12 protein-coding genes are annotated in these 22,889 nt (G+C 66.2%); 4 read left to right on the top strand and 8 right to left on the bottom strand.

Annotated features, from left to right (window positions below; translation table 11 throughout):
* Nucleotides 1-50 precede the first annotated feature (50 nt).
* Nucleotides 51-3,221 carry a DEAD/DEAH box helicase gene (locus ABT137_RS17865; protein ID WP_351709569.1) on the top strand — a complete coding sequence of 1,057 codons (3,171 nt, stop codon included), beginning with the start codon at nt 51-53 and terminating at the stop codon, nt 3,219-3,221.
* Nucleotides 3,199-3,384, top strand: coding sequence for a hypothetical protein (locus ABT137_RS51030; protein WP_502984531.1), 186 nt, complete (start codon nt 3,199-3,201; stop codon nt 3,382-3,384). Before ABT137_RS17865 ends, ABT137_RS51030 begins: the two co-directional genes overlap by 23 nt.
* 187 nt (nt 3,385-3,571) lie before the next feature.
* Here the strand turns inward: ABT137_RS51030 and ABT137_RS17875 are convergent, their stop codons facing one another.
* Nucleotides 3,572-3,754, bottom strand: coding sequence for a hypothetical protein (locus tag ABT137_RS17875; RefSeq protein WP_351709572.1), 183 nt, complete (start codon nt 3,752-3,754; stop codon nt 3,572-3,574).
* Between the two features lie 462 nt (nt 3,755-4,216).
* Nucleotides 4,217-4,444, bottom strand: a complete 228-nt coding sequence (locus ABT137_RS17880) for a helix-turn-helix domain-containing protein (RefSeq protein ID WP_334580661.1) — start codon at nt 4,442-4,444, stop codon at nt 4,217-4,219.
* Nucleotides 4,445-4,667: 223 nt separating this feature from the next.
* Here ABT137_RS17880 and ABT137_RS17885 point away from each other — a divergent pair, with 223 nt between their 5' ends.
* Nucleotides 4,668-5,981, top strand: coding sequence for a tyrosine-type recombinase/integrase (locus ABT137_RS17885; protein ID WP_351709576.1), 1,314 nt, complete (start codon nt 4,668-4,670; stop codon nt 5,979-5,981).
* A gap of 199 nt (nt 5,982-6,180) precedes the next feature.
* On the opposite strand, the gene ABT137_RS17890 is transcribed toward ABT137_RS17885, so the two are convergent.
* Complete coding sequence (locus ABT137_RS17890) at nt 6,181-6,843, bottom strand: hypothetical protein (protein ID WP_351709579.1); 663 nt, start codon at nt 6,841-6,843, stop codon at nt 6,181-6,183.
* A 355-nt stretch (nt 6,844-7,198) separates the two neighbouring features.
* Between ABT137_RS17890 and ABT137_RS17895 the strand changes: the two genes are divergently transcribed.
* Nucleotides 7,199-8,473 (top strand): hypothetical protein, encoded by a 1,275-nt coding sequence (locus ABT137_RS17895; protein ID WP_351709582.1) that lies wholly within the window; start codon nt 7,199-7,201, stop codon nt 8,471-8,473.
* Between the two features lie 378 nt (nt 8,474-8,851).
* On the opposite strand, the gene ABT137_RS17900 is transcribed toward ABT137_RS17895, so the two are convergent.
* Genes ABT137_RS17900 through pglX form a run of 5 tightly spaced genes read right to left on the bottom strand, consistent with a single transcriptional unit; the run spans nt 8,852 to nt 22,875 of the window.
* Entirely contained in the window at nt 8,852-10,984 is a 2,133-nt protein-coding gene (locus ABT137_RS17900) for a DEAD/DEAH box helicase (RefSeq protein ID WP_351709585.1), read from the bottom strand.
* Nucleotides 10,981-12,309, bottom strand: coding sequence for a BREX system ATP-binding protein BrxD (brxD, locus tag ABT137_RS17905; protein ID WP_099504558.1), 1,329 nt, complete (start codon nt 12,307-12,309; stop codon nt 10,981-10,983). The genes ABT137_RS17900 and brxD overlap by 4 nt, the downstream gene beginning before the upstream one ends.
* Nucleotides 12,306-15,116: a BREX-2 system phosphatase PglZ gene (pglZ, locus tag ABT137_RS17910; RefSeq protein WP_351709589.1), complete on the bottom strand. Its 2,811-nt coding sequence runs from the start codon at nt 15,114-15,116 to the stop codon at nt 12,306-12,308. The genes brxD and pglZ overlap by 4 nt, the downstream gene beginning before the upstream one ends.
* On the bottom strand, nt 15,116-19,054 hold the full coding sequence (locus tag ABT137_RS17915) for a DUF6079 family protein (RefSeq protein WP_351709592.1): 3,939 nt from the start codon (nt 19,052-19,054) through the stop codon (nt 15,116-15,118). The genes pglZ and ABT137_RS17915 overlap by 1 nt, the downstream gene beginning before the upstream one ends.
* Nucleotides 19,055-19,059: 5 nt before the next feature.
* Nucleotides 19,060-22,875, bottom strand: a complete 3,816-nt coding sequence (pglX, locus tag ABT137_RS17920) for a BREX-2 system adenine-specific DNA-methyltransferase PglX (RefSeq protein ID WP_351709595.1) — start codon at nt 22,873-22,875, stop codon at nt 19,060-19,062.
* Nucleotides 22,876-22,889: the final 14 nt, after the last annotated feature.

The raw sequence follows: 22,889 nt of genomic DNA on the forward strand, positions 1-22,889 counted from the left end.
ACTGGGGCGACTGGGCTGCCAGTCCGGACTGGTGAGGAACAGGAGCACGTGTGCACGTCGTGACCACCAAAGTGTGGGCCCAGCAGATCGTCTTCGGTCGCAATGTGGTGCGCCAACTACTGGTGCCCTCGGGCACTTTGGATGTGGTGGAGGCAGCCACCGAGCTGGAAGTAGCCAGCGTCCAGGGCAGGTGGCCTGCGATACGAGCCGGAGGCGGGGAGCCTGTGCAGCTGACGGCTGTCATACCCACCGTCAGAACGGGCGGGCGGGTGGGGTGGATTGGCGACACGGTACTTCGCTCGCCGCAGACGGTACTGGCCTCGTTTGTTGACGGCATCGGGTTCCGCGACCACGCCGAACCGCACGCCCTGCGACGTCCCCAGATCGGTGCCCTGCACTCGGTGATCGGCTACTGGGCCTCCGGGGTGACGGCTCCGGGAATCGTGGTGATGCCCACTGGAACGGGCAAAACAGAGACGATGCTCGCACTGCTTGTGGCCGCCCGACCTGAGCGTCTGCTGGTGCTGGTGCCGACGGCGGCACTGCGTGATCAAATTGCGGCGAAGTTCGAGTCACTCGGCATCCTGCACACGCACCAGATTGTCACTCCGAGCGTGATGCGCCCCGTGGTGGGAAAACTCCAGCACGGCTTCCACGACGCCTCCAACGCTGCAGCGTTCGCCTCTGCCTGCAACGTGGTGGTCGCAACCCCGCATGCACTTCAGGCCTGCGAGCCGGGGGCTCGCAACGCCCTGCTGGCCGCGTTCAGTCACCTGGTGGTCGATGAGGCCCACCATGCGCCGGCGCCCAGCTGGTCACGCATTGTCGACGCCTTCGCCGATCGGCGTGTCCTGCTGTTCACCGCCACCCCGTTCAGAGAGGACGGGCGGCCCGTGCCCGGGCGGACGATCTTTCGGTTCCCGCTACGGGAGGCCCAACGGGACGGGTACTTCACCCCCATCAACTACCGGGCCGTGCTCAGTCTGGAGGATACTGACCGAGAGCTCTCGAAGCTGGCGGTAGGACAGTTGCGCGAGGACCGGGCTGCAGGGCTGGATCACATCGTGATGGTGAGGGCGAGAAGCATCGCGCGGGCCAAGGAACTCGGCGAGCTCTATCAGGCACTCGCGCCGGACCTGAATCCGACGGTTCTGCACGAGAGGGTGGCGGCCAGAGCGCGGCGTGCGGCGTTGGCCGCTCTGGCAGATCGGTCGTGCCGGATCGTGGTCTGCGTCGACATGCTCGGTGAGGGCTTCGACTTGCCGGCCCTGAAGATCGCCGCACTGCACGACGTGAAGAAGAGCCTGAGCCCGATGATCCAGTTCATCGGGCGGTTCACCCGGTCCACTTCCGCGGGCTCGACGATCGGAACGGCCTCGGTGTTCGTGGCCCGTGATCCGTCGGTGGCGCTGTCGCCGCTGCGTGAACTGCTGCGCGAGGATGCTGACTGGGACACGATCCTGCATGACATCACCGAACGGGCCACGGCGAGCGTGGAGGAGATCAGCGGCTTCGAGGCGTCCTTCACCGATGCCCCGGAAGAGGTGTCAGTCGCGGTACTGGAACCCAAGATGAGCGCCATCGCTCACAGAGCTCCTGGCCATGCTTGGACTCCCGAACGGGCGTTGGAGGTCTACGGCGACGATCGGGTCCTGGACAGCACCATCGCGGTCAACACGGCTTCCACCGTTGCCTGGTTCGTGGTGGAGAACCGCAGCGAAGTGCGCTGGGGAGCCCCTCAGGCCCTGGAGCAGGTCACCTACGAGCTGATCGTCATGTACTTCAGCCGTGACCGAGGCCTGCTCTACATCCATGGCTCGAACAACACCGGCGACTACCGGGAACTCGCCCAAGCCGTCCTGGGCATGGACTCCCAACCGGTCACCGGTATGCCGACCTTCAGGGTGCTGGGTCACATGGAGCGCCTGATCCCCACCAACGTGGGCCTGCTGGATTCACGGGACCACTTCAACCGGTTCTCCATGCATGTGGGTAGCGACGTCTACGAGGCGCTGACCACCGCCGACCGGCAGGGCAAGAGCCAGACCCACATTGCCGCCTCCGGATATCGCAACGGAGAGAAGACCACCATCAGCGCCGCCTTGTCGGGACGGTTCTGGTCGATGCAGACCGCCCCCAACCTCAAAGCCTGGACCGACTGGTGTAACGAGCAGGGGGCCAAGCTCACCGACTCCAGCATCGACCTGGCCACCGTCATGGACGGGTTCATCTTCCCCGAAGACCTCACCGAACGCCCCGAGGGTGTACTCATCGCTGCCGAATGGCCCTGGCCGCTGTTCACCGGCAACGGACCCGGCCCGCAGATCTCCCACGCCGGCACCGCCTACCCCGCCGTGGACGTCGCCCTGGAAGTGGCCGACCACTCCCCTACCGGCCCCTTCCGGATCCGCCTGACCACTCCTGCCTGGCAGATCGCCTACGGTGCCGACTTCACCGACACCGGTCTGACCTACGCCCCCGACGAGTTGGACGGGCGTGTCCGCTCCGGAATCCACGAGTATTCGCTTGAGGAATGGATCAATCGGAACAAGCCCACTCTGTTCCTGGCGGGCGACAAGATGATCACCGCCGAGGACCGGCTGCTCGCCCCTCGCAAAGATCTCGATCCCTTCGACCGCAGACGATTGACCGTCCTGAGCTGGGCCGGGGTAGACATCCAGAAGGAGTCTCAGACTGCCACGCGCGAACCTGACTCCATCCAGGCCTACATATCCGCCCACCTGCAGCAGTCGCAGGAGTTCGACGTCCTTATCGACGACGACCGCGCTCGCGAGGCAGCCGACCTGGTCGGAATGAAGATCGACGGTGACGAACTCGTCGTCGCCCTGGTCCACTGCAAGTACTCCTCGGAACCAACCCCTGGTGGCCGGGTGGCCGACCTGTATGAACTGTGCGGCCAGGCCGTCCGTGGCGCGAAGTGGCGGCAGAACCACCTGGGCCCGCTCCTGAACCATCTGGACCGACGCGCCAGAAGCTCCCGGGCCCGCACCGGCGTCTCACCCTTCGAGGTCGGCAGTATCGAGGAGCTCTACCGGATCCGTGAACTCGCCCCGCATCTGCGTGCACCGAGGAACACCTGCGGCTACTGGCCGGCGCCGAGACGTACGTCCACGCCCTCACCCGGGGCACGTTCACCGTGTACTGCAGCACCTGAACGCATTCGACGAGCCGACACCCGTGCCGCATCCGCACGAGCGTGACCGGGACCGGCCCGTACGCCTGCACATCATCAACGTCGGCGGCGACACCGCCTACCGCATAGAGCTCGGCGGCCACCAGCTGACCATCACCCACGCCGACGGCCAACGCAGGGCCAATGGCGCTCGCCACAAGAAGCAATGCACGGCGGCGGGACCCAACTAGGACGATTTTCGGGTGCCATGGGGATGAGCCTCGCTGGAGGGCATCGTCGTGCGTAACGTAGTTTCGTCGAGAGACCCCCCGCTTGGCATGTCTCGCGCGGACGGCGGTACCGAAACGACGAACTCAGCAACAGGCGCCTCATGTCGGCATCGGTTAACGATCAAGCGAGATGAGGACTGGAGCGCACCTAAATACAACTTCCCTTCTGCTGATGAATATCGGTAATGTCCGCGAGCCACAGACGGTTCGGTCCGGCCGCATTGGAGTCACACTGAACGAGGTCATCCTGCACCGGCAGGTCGGCCTTCTTGATCCGGCCTCGCCTCTTGCCGAACCGCTCCACCAGCGGTTGTCCCGGCAGATCCGCCACACGGTTGGGTCCGCCATTCCGGCCTCTGCGGCACGGACCTCGTCGGCCAGGAACCGGTAGCCGAACTCCGGGTCGTCACGGTGGGCATCGAACAGGACGTTCCCGCCATCGCTGCCACCTGATACGCCAACGGCAGCTTCAGCCATGTCACGCCTGAGGTGCTCCAGCTCTCGCACCGGCCCGCCGTTACCACGCTGACCTACCGCGCGGAGTCATCGTGGTACCGGCTCTCGACAGCTTGCCCCGTACGGAGGGCCGCCCTCTCGACCTCAAACCCGCGAGACCGGAAGGGGGATCGAAGGGGAGCGCCCACAGTCGGCACCACAACAGGCCGTCCGCGTACGGCAGTGCAGCAAGACAGGTTCCCGCACATCACATGCGCGGACCTCAGGACGAACCACGAGACAGCATGGACAGTCCACGCCCCCAGGGCGCCTGACGAAAATCACGATCCTCGGATTGTCACCTCGTACCATCAGTGGCAGATTTACCAGATTCTTCCTGGGCGATGTGATTAACAAGTTCCCCCGGTTCCACATCGAGCCCTGAAGCGATGTCCAAGAGCGTAAGAACGCTGGGGTTGCGCTGTCCATGCTCGATATAGATGAGGCCGCGGAAGCTCAGCCCGCTGCGTTCTGCGAGTTCTTCTAGGCTGTATCCCCGCTCCTCTCTGAGGCGACGGATTTGCATACCCAGGGACAGGAGTCGCGGGTCCGGTGACGGTTCACGTGCTGGCACACGGCGACTCGACCGTCACACCTTTGCATACACCATGAACAGCTGTGCATAACTACTGGTTGTAGCGGACAGCATCGCCTGGCGGGCGGAGACAAGCCGTCGCGCACGTCGCCAAGCCAGTGCGAAAGGCGCGGTGACAGGTCCAGCACGCAACTCCATTTTTCAGGGCAGGGGCATGAGCAAGCCAATCGAGCCGTTCGATCGCTGGCACAGGAGATATCCAAAACCAGAGCGCGGTGACGTACCGTGCCGATGCGGCACGCCACAGCAGCCTCTGTACCCGTCTGCGGACCACGGCCGCGGCCATCGCTGGCAGGCCCGGTACATCGACTGCTCAGGAAAGGAGAAACGACCGGCCTTTGCCACCTGGCAGGAAGCCCGCGACTGCCTCGACAAGGTGCTCACGAAAGCCGAAAGGCAGGCGTCGCGCGACAACAATCCGGGCAGCCTGCAGGTTGAATACTTCGCAACCGAGATGATGATAAGGAGGCGTAAGCGGAAGAAGAATTCCAATACATGCGACACCTACGAAAGCCATCTCCGCAGCCACATCCTGCCCTTCGCCGGCCACCGCACCGCAGACAGCCTGCGCCGCCCCGATTCCATGGCCTTCGTCGACTACCTCCTCGACAAGCAAGGCATCGACTCGGCCTGCACCGTCGTCCAGATCTTCAAGACCTGGCGCATCCTCGTGCATTACATGCTGGACGAGGACATCCCACTCCCTCCCAACATCGTGGCAAGGATCGAACTCCCGGACGTCACCCCCCGCATCAAGGTCGCGCTGTCACCTGGACAGGTCGCAGCAGTCGCAGCGGCGATGCAGAAGGTCGCGCCGCGCTACGAGGTCCTGATCTGGCTCGGAGCCTGCGCCGGACTGCGCCAGGGCGAGGCCTTCGGGCTGAAGCGAAGTCAGGTGGCCTGGAACCACGACCTGCTACACGTCGAAGAGCAACGGCAGCGCGGCAAGGCCGTCCGCCTCAAGACCAAGGCCAGTTACGCAACTCTGCCGGTGGATCACTTCCTGATCGAGCGGCTGCTACACCACGTGACACGGTTCTCCGAGCCGGAGCCCGTCTCGCATGCCGCACAACGCCGCCGCCGGGCGCGCGGCTACGCCGAGCCGCCGGACGAGGGACTGATCGTCACGAACCGTTATGGCCGGCCCGTACTAATCAGCGACTTCCATCAGAAATGGCGAAAGGCAGTGAAACAAGCCGGGCTTCCGGACAGAACCCGCTTCCACGACCTCAAGCACTTCTACACCACCACGCTCGGCGGCTCCGGCAAACACGACCCGAAAACCGTGCAAGCCCTATCCCGGCACGCGAAATTCTCCGAGACCTGGGACACCTACGCCCACCCGCCCCTCGCCGTGGAGGAGGTCATGGTCACTGTGTTCGGAACCGCGTTCTCGCACATCGACGCTCCGACGACATCGTTGCCGAACGGGTCTACCTTCGTGGCTTGCGCGTCGTCCGCGTCCTGAGCCTCTGCCCTCTCCTGCCTCCAACTCCGCATCCTGCAGCGGCCTCAGCCGCACCTTGTTTCGATGACCGTCTCAGCAGATTTGACCGCCCCTCCCTCTGTAGCCCTCACAGTGATCCAGCCAATGCGCAGCGGTACACGGTTGCTCCCCGTTCGAGCCTTCGACCGGGGTTCGGCTCTGGCGTGGCCCCATAGATCTCTCACCACCAAGCGTGCTGTGCCAGTTCTGCGTAGTAGTCGGCCTGTAGGTCGGCGTGGCTGTCGAGGTGGCCTCCTACGCCGCCGTACAGCATCCAGCCTGCGTCGTGCAGGCGGCGGCAGTCGGCGTCGAAGTCGATGTTCTGCTGGTTCGGCCGGGCCCGGACCACTCCCGCACGCTTACCGCCCCTGACGGTGCTGTATCGGAAGGTCTGCCCGTTCTCGTCGAGCTGATGAAGCCAGTCGAGGGTCTCCTGTGTCTCCTCGGGGATACGGTCGTTCGGGGCGTCCAGGAGCTGGCTGAGGTACTGGTTCAGTCGGTTCGCCAGGTGCCCGATCACATGCGAGGCGTTGACGAGCTTGTCGGGCTCGCCAGGCGGGAGTTCGCTGCCGTCGCGGCGCAGACAGCCCGCTGCCACGCGAATGCACCCCTTCAGGGACAGCTCGATGCCATGCCGGTAGTTGTAGTAGATCGGGACAGGCAGCGCATCGTTCGTGCCGTTGCAGATCCAATGGCTCGCGAGGATGTCGGCTGCCTGCAGGTAGCCGAGGGCTATGTCGAAATCGTCCTCGTGGGGGCTGCCGATGACGGCGACGCTGTGCCAGTCCGAGCGCCGTGGGGGCAGGCGGGTCGGGTCGTCGGGGTCGTCCAGTGTTTCGCTCACAGTCCCAGGGTGGCGGGCTCACTGGTTGTCGCGCGCGTATTTTTCGCGTGCGACGAACTGGTGAACGAGGGGGCAGCCGAGCTATAGCCGAAAGGGACAGCGGCGCGATCGTGGGCGGGTGACCGGTTCCCTTTGTGTACCCATCGGTGGGGTCCTCCGGTGTCACGGAGGTTGCGTATGGAGGGGTTGTGGTTGATGGCCGGTGCCTGACGGATCGCTCCGAGGACGGTGGCGGGCAGGAGGTCCGGCCAGTCGTCGGCTTCGATGAGGTGGTGCGGGCCTGCAAACCACACGTTGGCGAGGCGAGATTGGGATCAGGGCCCACTGTTCATCCCAAGGTCATTAGAGTTGACACATGCCGAACGCTGCCATCATCACCCTGGTCGCCCTAGCAGCCGCGAGCAGTGCAGCGTTGGCAACACTCTGGATCCTCCGTCGGCGTCGGTTCGACGTCATCACGGCACCCGCGGACGAGAGCCTTCAACCGAAGGCACCGTCGGGCATGACCGGCATGGTGTCGACGGAGTCGAGACCATCGCCCGTCCCCGTCGTTGACTCCCAGGTCTTGGTCGTGCCGGGAGCCAGCAACGATGAGATGTACGTGTTCGGCGCGCCCGAGAATCTGGACGTGTTCGGCACGACGGTGATCCAAACGCCAGTGCAGCTCGGATCATGGGCCACTCGGACCAAGGCTGCCGTGGACGGCGTACAGACGTACCAGCAGATGGTCGGACGCCTCATGCTGGTCGACCCGGAGATGGCGGCAGCAATTCGCGCGGGCAGCGCGGCGAAGGACAAGGCGGGCGAGGTCCTCGCCCTCGTTCGAGACAGCAAGGGCAGGTTCCAGCATGTTGCGCGCCTCAAGGGGGTAGGTGGGCTCGCCGCAGCAGCGTCGATGACAAACGCTCTTTCCGCGATGGCGCTCCAGGCTCAGCTCGATCGGATCGAGAAGCAGCTCACGACCATTTCCGAACAGGTGGGAAGCGTCCAGCGACAGCAGCTCCGCGAATGGCATGCGGAAGCTCGCGCCGCGCAGGACCAACTTGCGGAGGTCTACCGAACTGCGAGGAGCGTCGAGACCCTCTCGGACAATAACTGGGGACAGATCGAGTCGAGCGGGATTCTGCTCCGGACACATCTGCTCCACGACATCGAAAGACTTCGCGAGGCGATCACGACACTTGAGGACGTAGCGCGCGATCGAACTCTGCGAGGTCGTGAACGGAGATTGGCCGACTCAGTTGAGTTCCTTCTCGCTTCGGGCGCAGCACTTGAGATCTCATCGCGGTCCTGGGTCCAGTTCTCTACTCTGCGGTTGTGGCGGATGACCGTTGTCGACGATCCAACGGTGGAGCCTTACCGCGAGGAGTTGGCAGCGTACATCGCCCGGCAGGCTACGACCCTCGACCCGCTGATCGCGCGGGCCGATGCCGCGATAAGCCAGGTCGCGGACTTCCGATGGTGGCATCTCGCGCGGAATCCGATCGCCGGTCGGCGACTGCCGGCCAAGGTCGAGGCCGCGTTGGCCACGGTGAGAGGCGTCGACTGGGCACCGCTTCGCCTGGAACAACCACACCGGAGGCTCGAAACTCCGCGGCGTGCCCTTGACGCCTCAGCCAGCGAGGTCTGACAGCACAGTTGAGCACGCCCATCAGGCGAGACGGACACAACTTCCGCCAGTCCTCAGCAGGGCCCTACTATCCCTTTCGGCCGTATCGCGGCTGCCCCGAAAAGGACGGATCGCCCCAGTACACCGTAGGCGGCTCGCCAGCCGTCGCGGTGGTCAGGCGTTGGCGATCTCCGAATGAGGTCGAGTTTCTGCTGCGGCAGCAGTGCCTGGTGGCAGCCGGCCACCAGGCCGTCGAGGGTGGCGAAGACGTCGTGGCCCTTGGGCTGAGACATCGCGGTGAAGACCTGGGCGCGAGTGCTCCCGTCCAAGACGTAGACCCACAGCCGCTGTTCCTTGCGCGGCTCCGTGTTGATCGTCGGCCGCAGCTTCCGTGACCCGTCAGTAGCCCATTTCCGTGAATCTCGACGGCTCCCGCAGGATGGCCGCCGCGCCGTACAGATCCGCGAGACGAACGGCGAGTGTGGCCTCCGCGAGCCGAGGCGGGAGCGCAGCGCTGAACTTTAGACCATTGAGTGCTCGGGCATCCACGGCGGGCAGGCACAACTGATTGGTCGCCTCGGTAACCGCCTTACTCCATTCCGCGACGGTCACGTCCTCGCGGAGCCGCAGATAGGCATCAGTAGGCCGTTGCAGCGGGTCAGCGACCGTGGTGAGGGTCGCGGCCAGCGTGGCGTTGGCCCGGTAGCCGGCCCAGGTCCACCAGCGCACATTGGTATCTCGGCCACCTCGTACGATCACTGTCCCGTCAGTGTGCACCACCTCGGCGCTGTGGTCGCGTGCTTCTGCGAGGGCGGTCTGGGCGCGTCGGGTCAGGACGACGGGCGGGTCGGCGCCGAGCAGTACTTCCCGGGCCGCACGTGCGAGTTCGTACGATGCGGCCCGGACGAGGCCAGCTCCTCCCCACCGGGCGCGGCCACCGCTGTCCACCGGCTCGACGAAGCAGCGGCGCCGTGACCAGTCGATGTGGGTCACCTGCCAGCTGCGGCCCGCAAGGAGCAGGCGGCGCGGACCGGCGATCTCGTCCGTGAGCAGTGCCGGGTCGGTCGTACCGATCTCACTGCGGCCTGCAAGCACCGTGAACTCTGGGGCCGCAGTGAATACGGCCGTGAGATCCATAAAATGCCGGTATCCGAAGCGGCGTTCGGCTTCGGGGCCGATGAATAGCATTCCGCCGTCCTGATCCAGATACCCCTCCTGGACGAGGTGCCGCAGGATCGGCTCGGCGGATGGCCCGAAGGGGCCGAGCCCACCCCACCACTCTTTCCACAGCTGGTCGCCGACTCGGTGTTCCTGCAGGCAGAGCGCAAGGATCTGCTGTGCGGCGATGTGCCGGGGCTCGGGCGGAGCCACCACCGGTTCGACCCAGCCGCGTGACCACAGCAGGAGCAGGGCGGACGCACTGAGCAGACCACTTTCATCCAGGGCGAGGAAGAGGCAGTTGCGGGCCGAGCCAGGTCGGCGGCCCGTCCGCCCAAGGCGTTGCAGGAACGACGCTACGGTTCCGGGTGCGTCGACCTGGATGACCCGGTCCAAGTCCCCGACGTCGATGCCGAGTTCGAGGGTGCTGGTGGAGACGATCACGCAGTCGCGGGCCTCGGCGAAGGCCTCCTCGGCCTTCCTGCGCTCGTCCACGGACAGCGAGGCGTGGGACAAGAAGGTGGTGACTCCCTTGGCACGCAGGGCAGCCCCGAGCTCCTCGACCTGTCTGCGTGCTTCGCAGAACACCAGGCGCTTCTCGCCTCGGTGCAGGGATGCGATCACCGTCGCGGCGTTCGCCAGCGAGCCGACGAAGTCGAGCTGGATGTCGCCGGGCGGCGGCAGCGCGGGGGACTCTTCGCGGAGATGGGGGGCGACGACCTGTGCCGCACGCTTCCCGGCGCCGGAACCCTGCAGCCAGTTCAGCAGTTGCTCCGGGTTGCCGACGGTTGCCGAGAGCCCCACACGTTGCACCGGCCGCTCCACCACGCGCTCCAGCCGTTCCAGAACGGCCAACAGATGCCAGCCGCGGTCGTCGCCGGCGAAGGCGTGGACTTCGTCGACGACGATCGCCTGCAGTCCCGAGAGGAAGGCACGGTGGTCGACGTTCACACTGACCAACATCGCTTCGAGGGATTCCGGCGTGGTCAGCAGAATGTCCGGGCGCTCGCGCAGGATGCGTTTGCGTCGCGTGTGCGGCACATCGCCGTGCCATAGCGCGGCCGTACGGCCCAGCCAGGCGGTGTAAGTCTCAAGACGGGGCAAGAGGTTGTTGAGGAGGGCCTTGAGCGGACAGACATAAAGCACCGAGGTACCCGTCCACCCCTCCTGAGCCATCTTCGACAGCAGGGGGAAGGTCGCGGCCTCGGTCTTGCCGCCAGCGGTCGGCGCGAGCAGGACGGCGTCAGAGCCGTCGAGGAGCGGCGTAATCGCCTCCTCCTGGAGAGGACGGAGCGCGGGCCAGCCAAGAGAGTTGACGATGTGGTGGATCAGACCGGGGTGGAGGTAGTCGAGTGGTTCGGGAGCTCCGGTCACGGCAACTCCAGCTCGATGTCGTCGGCGGTGTCGGCTGCTGCGTTGCGCTCGATCTCGCTCAGTTCGGCCGTGTTCACCGTCAGGGCATAATCCCTGCGAGGATCGAAGTCCTCGAACTCGTCGACCCTGTCCAGCACGTCTGCGACGAGTTTGCGAAGGAACAGACGGGGCGCAATGCCCGCCCGTCCACCGAGCCTGCTCGTCATAGCCGTGGCCAGCTCGGAGACGTACGCGTCGTCGACCAGCGATGCGATCCTGTCCGGGTTCCGAGCTGCCCCTGCGTACAGGTCCCTCACCGAACGGCCGAGTTCTCCCAGACGCTGTAGGTCGAAGCCGCTGAGCCGCAGCTGTACGGCCCGCGGGTTGTCGAAGCGCGGATCGGTGGTGAAGTCGGTGGCCAGGCGCTGAGCGAGCGGCGGAAGCCGCTGGACCCCCTGCTGCCCGTCATAAAAGGCAGGCGTGCCTGTGATGACCAGGAAGAGGCCAGGAAAGCGTCCTGTATCGATCTCGTCCAGAAGCTGACGCAGCGCGTTGAGACCCTTCTCGCGTACGTCGCCGCGCACACGCTGCAGCGTTTCGATCTCGTCGAGAACGATCAGCAGGCCCGGGTGACCGCAGTCCTTCAGCACGGTCAGGAGTCCCTGCAGGAAACCGAGTGCGGCGAAGTGGTCCAAATCGCCTCGCACACCGGCGGCACGCCGTGCCGACGCAGCCACCGACTTCTGGCCGCCGAGCCAGGCGATGAGCGCCTCAGCAGTGGCCGCGTCCCCATCCATGGTGGCCCTGCGATATCCGCGCAGCGCGGCCGAAAAGGCGGGGGTGGTCCGTGCCACCGTCCGCAGACGTTCTTCCATCAGCGCGTCGACCGCTGCCTCCAGGCCCGCGCTGTCGTCTGCGAGGTCGGGACGAGTCTCGCTGGCATCCTCTTCGAGGGCGTAGAACCAGCCGTCGATCACGGACCGCAGGGCGCTGGGCGGCTGGGTCGCAGTCGTCAGCCGCTCCGTCAGCCGCCGGTACACCGTCTCCAGTTTGTGCAACGGGGTTTCGGTCTCCGAGATCTGGATCTCGGCGGTGGCGAGACCGGCCCTTTTGGCGCGTTCCGCGAGCCAGCGGGCGAAGAACGTCTTGCCGGATCCGTACTCGCCGCGGATGGCGTGGAAGGCGGCACCACCGGTAGTGGTCGTCAAGATGCGTTCATCCAGCGCCGGGGCGAACCTGTCCAGGCCGACAGCGAAAAGATCGAGGCCGGTCTGGGGTACGGTCCCGCGCCGCAGTGCGTCGATGACCTCGCGGCGGCGGGCCGCGCTCACGAGCGGAGTACTCATGCCACTCCGCCTTCCGCCTGGGTCAGCTCGAACTGCTGGATCAGCTGGTCGCGGTTGAGTCGCACTCTGGTCCGTGTATCGATCAGGTTGATGACGTCGTAGCCCTCCACGTTGAGCAGGCGGGTCAGGACGGTGACGATCCCCTCGGGACGGCTGGGTGCTCGGCCGCCCGATCCGGTGACGGCGGCGACCACCGCCGCCAGCGAGAGCGTGCCGCCTGCCGCGTCGAGGGCGTCGACGACGGCCGCGACGACCTTGCGGTCCGGTGCCCTGCGTACGAAGGCCTTCTGGTGGTCGTAGATCTTGGTGGAGACGACGCGCCAGCCCAGAGACTGCTCAGGTTCAGGTGCTTTCTCCATCGGTGGATTCTGCGCGGTGGGCGCCTTGGCCGTTTCGTCGTCGACGGGTGCATCGCTCGTTGCCACCGCCTTCGGACGCAGGCCGGTTTTCCTGGCCAGCTTCTTCGTCAGCTTCGGCTCCACTGCGGGAACGAACGGTGAGACCGGTTCCGCCGACCGCTCCCACCAGGAAGGCTCGACCGATTCCCGGGGCACTGTCGCCCAGCCTTCCGGGGCCACCTCGTCGGTGGGTGCCAGTACGAGCACCGGCACGGCCATCTCAGCGAGGGCAGCGCCTCCGCGGTATCCGGCTTTGCCGGGCGTGTAGTGGATGTCCTCAGACCAGGCCGCCGTGATCCGGCCACCGTTCTCCAGGACGCGTGGCCCGTCCAGGGCGACTTCGCCGTCACCTGCCGGTCCGGTACGCCAACGCGCCGCCTCCACGTCCTCGGCCAGGGCCGGCGTCGCCGAGCTGCTGTCCCGGTCCTGGACATGCCCATGAGCGGACACCAGCACCACCGGACGCCCTTGCGCACGTGCCGTGTTCAGCAGCTCGGGCAGGTACGTCACGCTGTCCACGGTCCACGGGCCGCCCGGACTCTGCCGACCGTGGTCGAGGCTTTCGTCGATCGTGTCGAGGATGACACCGACCACCTCGTCCATGGCGATCGCCGAGATGAGCTGGTCACGGAGCCGATGCCCCACTTCAGCCGGTATGCCGCTCTTGTGAAAAAGGGACGCCGTGTGGTCGTGCTCTTCCCAGAACGCGATGAAGTTCTCCTTCTCCTCCTCCGGTCCTCCCAGGACAGGGCGACCGCTGAGAAGTGAGGCACGGCAGACGGCCGTCACCGAGGGCATCAGTGCGACCGCCGCCCTTCGCAGCCCTCCTTCGCCGAGTTCGATCCACCGGCCCGTGCTGGTCAGTTCCTCGCCCAACTCGGCAGCGACAGCACCGGTCATGCCCGTCAGGACGACCACCAGCGGAGGATGCGCCGCGTCCGCCAGCGGCCGGGCCACCTCGTTCAGGACGTTCTCGATGAGCAGGTCTCCGCCCGGCCGGTTCGGACGGGCGTCCTGCGTCCACCGGACCAGACAGCTCGCGAAAGCCTCGTCGAGGAGGTGCCGCCGTTGGCGCGCGGCGTCGTGCAGTTTTCCATACGCCTCGTCGACTACAGGATCCGCGACGGTGTCCCCCTGCCACAGCTGGGTGAGCGCTCGGTCCGCCCATCCCCAGTTCGTGACGTGTGCCTGAACGGCTTGCCCAACCGAGGACACCCCGGGGACGTCCTGGTCCAGCCAGCGCCTCAACCTCACTGCCATGCGGGCGAGTTCGACTCGCTCGGGGTAGAACGACGGCGCCAGCTGGTGCTCCCGTACGAACTCCCACGCGGCTTGTGCGGCGTCGGCACTCTCGGACAGGGCCTCGGCCAGGCGGCGCAGCCGCTCCTGGAAACCGGACGGCAGGAACGGGTTGTCCGCCAGCACGCCGGTCAGATGGACGCTCTCGGCCAGCTGGTCGGCCTGCCGCACCACGTCGAGCACCCGGTGGCGAGCCTGCTCACTCTGCGTCCCCCGTCCGGCGGCCTCGCCGATCCATCGGGTCAGCGTGCCCTCCACCGCGCTGGTGAAGGCACGAAGTTCGGACGGCCTGAAGCGAACGCCGTTGAGCAGCGAGCCAAGAGCCAAGGCAGCGTCCGCCGAAGAGGGGTCCCCGCTTTCGGACAGCACGGAGGAGAGCAGCCCCAGTGCCGTGGCCCGGGGGCCGAGGCCGCTCACGGCAAGCCGCAGCAGCAGTGGCGCGGCTTCGCCCGCACGCTGTTCCAGCCAGTCGGCGATTCCCTGTTGCTCGGCCTCGGGCAACACGGCGAAGCGGTCAGGGCCGCCGGGCTGCTGGGACCAGGCAAGGAGGGCATCGACGTCCACGGATGCTCCGCCCTCGAACACTCCCTCAAGGCCCAGCCGTACGCCGACCAGGGCGCGCATCGCCGCGTCCAGCGTGAGCACGGTCCCTCGTTGCGGCCATCCCTCCCGCGGCTCGGCCGCGATCAGCGCGGCCGGCAGCCACAGCCACGGATCGCGTCGCATACGGGGGTCGAGGTCGGCGGCTCCGAAGAGCTGCTTGACGATGTCCGCCTCGTCCACGGTGATCGTGCGCGAGCGCATCATCTCGCCGAGCAGGTCGACGCCGACCCGCTCGTCGGCCACGTCCGTCGTGACCACGAGGAGGTCGGAGCCGTGCTGGGCCCGGTGTTCCTGCCAGGCGTCGGTGATGCCGAGCACTGAGGTCGCGTGTGCGACATGGACGCTGCGCCGATCGCCCTCGCCGTCCGACACTGTGAACACCTTGGCCGCCGTCTCGGCGTACCGCCCGTGCACCAGCATCAACTGTCTGCCCTTCGCACGCGGAAGGTGCGTGGCGAGCAGTCCGGTGATGACACGCTGGTCGAGTTCGGGCACGATCGCCCCCATCAGTCGTCCTCGTGGCCCGCCGAGGCGTGCCGGCTCTCGTGGTCGGGCTGCACCACCTGCCAGTTGATCTCGATCTTGGCACCGGGATGGGCGGCGGCATAGCTCTGGATCTGTTCACGGACATCGGCGAGCGCACTGCCGAGTGCCGTTTCCAAGGTGCTGTCACCTGCGACGACGACCCGTCGTGCCTGCGGGGCGGCGGGGGACGAGGGTGCCGACGGCTGAGAAGGCGCTTTGGGACCCGTGGTCCCTGGCGTGGACTGCGGGAATTCGTCAGGCTCCGCCGGCTGGGCAGGCCCTTGCTGCGTGGGCGCCGGCGGCTGCGGGGGAACCGGTGGCGCGACCGTGCTCAGCCGCGCGGCCTCGTTGATCAGCTCCACCGCCTTGCTGCGCGCCAGCTTCAGCACCGGGGCGAGTGCGGTGTCGTACTCGTCCTTCGAAGCCGCCTCGGCGATCTGGGCGAGCAGCCGCTCCGAGCGGTCGGCGAGACCGTCACCGCGGTCGATGTACTTCCGGACGCTCTCGATGAGTTCCCAGTCGGTGTTGTCCAGCGCTTCCAGGACGGCTTTCGCAGAAGAAACGGTCTTGCCCAGGACCAAGTCGGTCGTCGCGTACGCTGCTGCCGCAAGGTCGCGGGCCAGTCCCGTCGCGTCATGGTTCTGCTTGATCCGGGCCAGCAGGTCAGCCGCGTCCCGCACCGCCTGCTCCCGAGCCGTCAGTGCCTCACCCGAAACACCCAGTGCGGCACGATGCTTGGCAAGCGAGTGCCGCAGCCCGATGATGTCGTTCTCGTGCTCCGCGGCCTTCTCCCGGACCGCGGTCGCCAACGCATTGACGTTCCGGGCGTAGGGCAGCGCAGGCACGTCCGTCACCAGCAGCAGCGCTGCCTTGGTGTGCGCGGCGGCGAACTCCTCCTTGCTGGGCAGCTCCTGCGCGCGGAGCGCCCAGCCGGAGCCGATCTGGTCCAGCGCGGGTGCCGTGGGCTCCGGCTTGCCGTTGAGGACCCAAGACCGGTCGGACAGCAGCGCGTACGTCGCGATCACCAGGTTCGAGACGATGGTGTCCAGCCCTGTCCAGCCCAGCTCGGCGATCCAGACCCGGATGTCCTCGACGGAGTAGTCGCCCTTCGCCCCATGATGGTCGGCCTGCCGGTTGACCTCGCGCATCCAGTCGACGCCGATGGTCAGCGGTCCGTCGTGCACCTCGCCGAGTTCCAGCGCATGCACCACCCGCGCGACGTCAGCGATCTCCTTGCCGTCAACGACGACCCGGCCACCGGCGTCCATGGCCTTCGCAATCCAGCCGTACACCATCTTGAACTTCGCTGTGGTGATCGGCTTGCGACTCTCCCCTCGGTCGAAGTTCGGGTGTTTCGGGTACTTCGCGTCGAACAGCCCGTCGGCCAGCTTCAGCAAGTTGTACTCAAAGCTGCCGCCGCCCTGAAGCTGTGGTGTGTGCCCCGCGAACAGCGCGTGCACGTGCTTCCCGTCGGTGACCTCGGAGCTGAAGTCGGCCTCGTTCGCCTTGGCGAGCCCGTACGCCTGGTGCAGCACCCGGGAGAGTTCTCCGTTGAGGGTGTCGCGCTGCGCCTCCAGCTGGTGCCTGACCCGTACCTGGTCGTCCGAGGACAGATGCGTCGCGAAGTCCCTCAGGTGATCGCGGTCCAGAAGGTAGTTGATCTTCAACAGGCGGCCGAGCTGCTTTCCACGCTGACTGGACAGGAACGACGGCAGCCACACCACCGTCGCTGCGTCCGGATTCTCGCGCTGCAGGCGGAAGACCCGGATCTCATCAGCGGTGATCTTCGCGTCCGGGTTGCCAGGGTAGCCGAGGACGAAGCGGATCCGGTCCGGGGAGCCCGGCTCGAACTGTCCGTCCGGCAGGACGTTCTTCTCGGAAACGTCCTCGAAGACGAACTCGGCGGTGCGACGGGTGCCGTGCCAGACGATCTCCCGCTCACTGACCAGCTCACCCTCGTCCGGAACCCTCAGCTCCCGCCACAGCCACTCCTGCACCCACCTCTTGCGAGCACCGGTGGAGTCCTTCTCCCCCACGCTGTCCAGGATCGGCTCCACGTCGAGGTCCGACAGGTGGAGGGTGAAGACCGGATCAGCCTCGTTTCCGTCGCTGCGCAGCTCACCGGGGAACGCCGCCTGCAGTTCCCGCATCCGTGTGATCGCCAGGCTGTCCGTCTGACCGGTGCGGGAGCGGATCGACCCGTGGTTCAGAGCCGCCAGCCGCGGGCCCGTGAGCCGCGTCAGCGCGGGCACCTCCGGGGCGAGATAGGCAAGCAGCATCGTCTTGATGAACCGGTCGTCAGCCTTGTACTTCTCGCTGTCCGCCGGCTTGCCGTCCGCCGACTTGTACTTCTGCTCCAGGTGCGCCTGCACCCTGCCGTAGAAGCGGATCGCTGCGTCGGCATCGCTGCGCAGCCGGTCGGTGAACGCCTCGCCCATTCCGTCGACCAGTACGTCCCACAGGTCGCCCAGGGGAACGAGCTGGCCGACCTTCATGTCCGCGCGCCGCCGGTTGAGCACCTGCTGCAGCAGCTTCAGACCGGTGCGTTCGCGCTGCAACGCGCTCGACAACGCCACGAGCACGTTGAGGAGCACCGGGGAGACCGGGTAGAGGGCCTTGAAGTCAGCCCAGTCCGCGTGCGTGATGCCGTTCGCGTCCAGCAGCACGTCCCGCACGGACTGGTTGGAGGTCTCGAGCCGGGAGAAGGCCGTGTCCAGGGCAGCGCGTGCCGCGGCGTTCTTGGGCTTGAGGACGCGCTCCTTGATGATCTCCGGGAGGTTCTTGTCCTCCACGGTGATCGTGTCGATGCGTCCGGAGAGGTAGTTGACCCGGCTCTCCAGGTTCTTGACATCGGCTCCGACCGCGTTCGCGCCAATCAGCTCGGCCAGGTCGCGCTGGCGGGAGATGAACGACACCACGGGCAGGGGGCGGCCACTCACCCCGGACTCGATCAGCTTGACCAGTTTGTCGATCTCGCTGTTGACGAAGGACTGCTCATTGAGATGTGCCTGGAGCCAGAGGATCAGTTCGTCGATGAACAGGATCAGGCCGTCGTAGCCGAGCGCCTTGGCGTGTCGGCTGATGATGTCCAGGCCGTTCTCCAACGGCACGAACGCGTCCTTGGCGCCGAGCGCGCCCTGGGAGTACGACGCGAACGGGCCGGAGAGCAGAGCCGAGGCCAGCCAGTCCCGGTGCCTGTCGCCGGAGGCGGCGGCGAACGCCCGGTCGAGCAGGTCACTGGTCCACACCGAGGGGGCCTCGGCGGCGTCGAGGTCTTCGAGGTCGTCCTCGTCGTCCGTCGCCGCGTTCCGGACGTTCCCGGCTCTCTCCCTCGGTAGGTCGGGGTTGCCCAGCCAGCGGATGAACTCGGCGTCGTCACCGGTGAAGTCACGCTGGCGACGCGCGTCGGCGAACATGGCGTCCACCCGGTAGACGGGCGGCACCGGAGCATCCGGATGAAGCCTGGTCACCGCGGTGACGTAACCGCCCAGGAGCGCCGAGTCCAGGTCGGTCGAGCCGACCAAGTGGTAGGGCACCATGAGGAACTTCCGGTCCCGCAGCCATACATCGTGCTCCGCGATGACCGGCTGGAGCCGCGGCTTCGCACGCGCGGCCGGGTTGCCGGACAGGATGGCGTGCAGCACGGTCATGAAGTGGCTCTTACCGGAGCCGTACGAGCCGTGCAGATACGCCGCGTTGGAGTCCCCGCCCTGCACGGAGTCCTGTACGACCTTCAGTGCCCGGCGCAGCGCCAGCTCCAACTGGTCGGTGACCACGTACTCGTTGACGCGCTCCGTTGCCTGGTCGAAGCCGTCGGACAGCTCGACCTTGAACTTCCCCGCCAGCACGGACTCGGGCATGTCGAGTACGTCGCGAAGGTAGAGCTGCTCGTCACTGCCAGTGCTGCTACTGCTGCCCATCGTGGTCAGTCCTGTTCCCCGTTGCCGTCGTTGATGCCATTGTCATCAATAGTGGTCTGCTGTGCCTCGATCGTGGCGTCGGCCCCTGCTCTGCGGCCGCGGCTCTTCTTGGCCGGGCGCCAGTCGGAGAGAGCGCTCGGGGCGATCCCGCGGCCGGTCAGTTGCGCGTCCAGGAAGCTCTGGATCTCCTTGGCGGCCGACTCCTCGCCCCACTCCTCGTCCACGTCTCCGAACCACTGCCGCAGCCACGGCATCAGCTCCGCGAGTCCGGCGAGCAGCGGCACGAACCGCTCCTCGGGCCACGCCTCGTTACGGCCGCGGTTCCTGACGACGTTCAGCAGCGCCATGGCCTGGTCCCGTTGGTCCCATCCCGCCCAGCCGAGCAGCAGCGTCGGGTCGGAGCCGGGACTCGCGTCTGGGTAGGAGATGAACCGCTCCTTCGGCACGTCGAGCTTTCCGCGGTTCGACCAGTAGGACTGCCGGACGAAGTCCGCGCCTGTGTACTTAGGTGGTACGGGGATGCTGAGCCGTACACCGTCACGGTCCTCCTCGCGCTGCAGCTCCCAGACCCCCTCCCACTGCCGGCGCTTGCGCAGCCCGCTGTCCTTGTAGCGGTAGGCGGACAGGTACGGAACATGCTCGGCGTCGACCACGTCGACGAGCACGTGCTCCAGGCCGAGGTTCGGCTTGCCGAGGTGGGTCGCATAGAGCCCGGCAACCGCGTCGACCTCTTCGGCGTCGGACCGCTTGCCGAGCTCGTCGGCGAGCTGCCCGACGGTCAGAGTGCGCGGCTGCTCGAAGTCGTCCACGACATGGAACCAGAGGCTCCGCTCCTCGCACCGGTCGAGCAACCAGGCCCGCAGGGCGGCTTTCTCTCGTTTGTTCCACGGGTCGGCGGCCCAACGGCGCTTGTACTCGGGGCGCTCGACGAGGGCGATGTCCGGGCGGCTCTCGATCGTGTCGATGCGGGCTTGAACGATGTCGCGGTACCAGTCGGGCCAGCGCGAGGGGATCTCGGTGGCCGGGGTTGAACCGTGGCGGTCGAACCACGCCGTCTCGACCTCTCCGGCAGCCTGTCGGCGAGCCAGCACGATCTCGAACGCCCGCTCACCGAGCTTGACTTGGGGAACATCGGCGGGCGTGGGCGAGAGGGCGATGAGGCGGGCCTTCTCGGCGTCCGTGAGGAGGCCGTAGGAGTGGTAGACCTCCCAGTCCAGCTCTTCCTGGATGGCGATCATGTGCTCGCGGGTGCGGGTCCAGGTGGTGCGGGCGGTGTCGAGGCGGGGGCGGGTGGGAGGCTCGATTCTGGTGCAGATGACGGAAGGCTCGTGGGTGGCGAGGCCTTCGGCGAGGCTGTCGAGGGTGCGACTCAGGGACAGAGGGAGATCAGCGGGGAGGGGGAATTCGTGGAGTTTGGTGCCGGTGAACTCGTAGCGCTCTTCCCAATCCTCGTCCTGGAGACCACGGCCGAGACCGCTTCCGCCCTTGCCTTGGCTCACCTGCTTGAGCCAGAAACACGCCGTCGATGAGTTGAGCACACCCAGCAACGCCAAGTGTTCCTCTAGACTTGCCCCTTCGGGAAGCTTGATGGCTGGAGCCGTACGGTTGAATACGCTTCCACCTCGGTCCAGTACGAAGTGGTTGTGCGTCGCCACGAATGGGAAAGCAATACCGAACGGCACAATGAACCGCTCCGGATGCCACCGACTCCATTCATACCAAGTGAGTCCGATTTCCTCGTGAATTCCCCCAGGCTCACGGCGAAGCCGCAAATGTGACCGGTGGAGCCACAGATGGCGGTGAGTGGCAGTGTCGCCGCTATCCGCCTTGAGGTCGTTGCCGTACGGGAACAATGAATCCGTTTCGGGTTGCAGATCCCAGTCCCGGATCACTGTGCCCTCAACGACCGGCACGACATGCTCCCTGAAGACTCCCTTGCGGCTCCAAGTCCCCGGCGCAGCAAAGTACGCCTCGTCCGATCCTGTATGCGCCGTACGCCCAATCAGCTGCACTCGCTTGCGAAGGCACGACTCGCTACCCGCCTCAAGGCGAGACATCAGGTCATGCGCTCCGCCGCCTTGAAGCGACCATGGAAAGTCCCGAAAACGCTCCCGTGGCGCATCGAGCGACGCGACCCAGTCCGACTCGCTGAGCCTTTGCTTGACCTGGTCCTTGATTGCCTGCCACACGTACCCCTTGGCCGGGTCATCCGGCAGCTCGGGTTCCCCTCGAACCCCCAAAACAGCCCGAACAGGATCCGACTGCCGAGCCATCTGATTCCGCCCCGCAAGAATCACCGTGGGCGTCCCATGTCCAGGGATATACGCCCCGGACGTATCGACGATATGCGTCAGTTCAACGCCGTCAAATCGACCCTTCCGCGTCCGCCCCTTGGCATCCCTGTACGTGTACTCGCGCCCTCCATGGAAGAACGCCTCGATCAGCGTCTTCCCGAACTCCCGCTTCATGAAGGAGTTTGCAGTGATCTGCCCGGTGAAGCCTCCATCACGATTACTGCCGCCAGCCCTGCAGGCAAGCTCGAAGATCCGCTGAGCGAACGGCACGGACAAGGCATAGTTACCGGAGCAAGCGAAGTACGCCCGGGCGTAATTCTCCTTCTCCTTCTTGTCCTTGACCGTGATGTACGGCGGATTGCCCACCACCACGTGGTACGAGTATCGGCCGAGCAGATCGCAGCGCTCGACGAAGCCGTCGATGTCCTCCGTCCGGTACAGGAACTGCTCCCGGCTGGAGAACAGGTCATCGTCCACGGCCCCGGCGTCCCGGCCATGCAGCAGCGAGTCCCCGACCGCCACGTTGATGGGGAAGTCCGGCAGAGTGTCCAGCCTCTTCGCGCCGGATGCCTTCAGCACCGCCACCACCAGCCGGAACCGGGCGATCGCCACGGCGAACGGGTTCTTGTCGCACCCGTGCACCGACTCCAGCGCCCGCCGGATCAGCGCCCAGTCGTCCGTACCCTTCTCTGCGTCCCGCCACTTCGCCAGCAGGCGATCGAACAGGCCGAGCAGGAAGTGCCCCGACCCGCACGCGGGGTCGATGGTCCGCAGCCCCGGAGGCAGCTCCCGCTTGTTGCCATGGCCGTCGACGATCTCGACGATCGGTTCGAGGCCGAACTCCTCCACCGCGGGTTCGAGTGTCAGGTCGAGGATGAACTCCTCGACGAACACGGGGGTTTGCAACAGCGCGTATGTCTTGCGGGCGTGCTCGCTCAGCTCCTGATACAGGTCGCCCAGGAAGCGTGTACTCAGCTCGGGATCCACAAAGCTGTGGACGATCTCCCCGTCGCGGTCCACCCGCCGCCAGAACTTCAGCAGGTCCCGTGCCGCCTCGTACGAGGGCTCGATCTCCCACAGCGGGTTGTGCGCCTCGTCGAACAGGCCGGCCACCGTCCGGTTTGTGCCAGCGAGATGCCGGAAGGACTCGTACAGCCAGTCACGGTCGTTCATCGCCGGATTGGCCGCGAAGAAGGCCTGATCGTGGTCGATCGCCTCCTTCAGACGGTCGCCGACTCCCGCGATCCACGGCCGCTCAAAAAGCTCGTTGTCCTCGCAGAAGCGCACGAACACGCAGGCCAGCACCCACGCCGCCGCGACCTGCGTGACCCGTTCGTCACGCCAGGTCTCATACGGCGCTGAGGTGCGGTCAGCGTCGTACGCCAGCCGGTACTCGTCGTGCAACCGCTTGCGGTACTTCTCGACCGACTCACTGCGCGCTCGCAGATCGTCCTCCAGGGCCGAAACCTGCTTGCGCAGGTCCTTCAGCAGCACATCCTGGTTTTCGTTTCCGCCCTGCGCGCTCACGGTTAGCGTTCCTC

It is taken from the genome of Streptomyces sp. NPDC001980, from assembly GCF_040296885.1.
Lineage (GTDB): Bacteria > Actinomycetota > Actinomycetes > Streptomycetales > Streptomycetaceae > Streptomyces.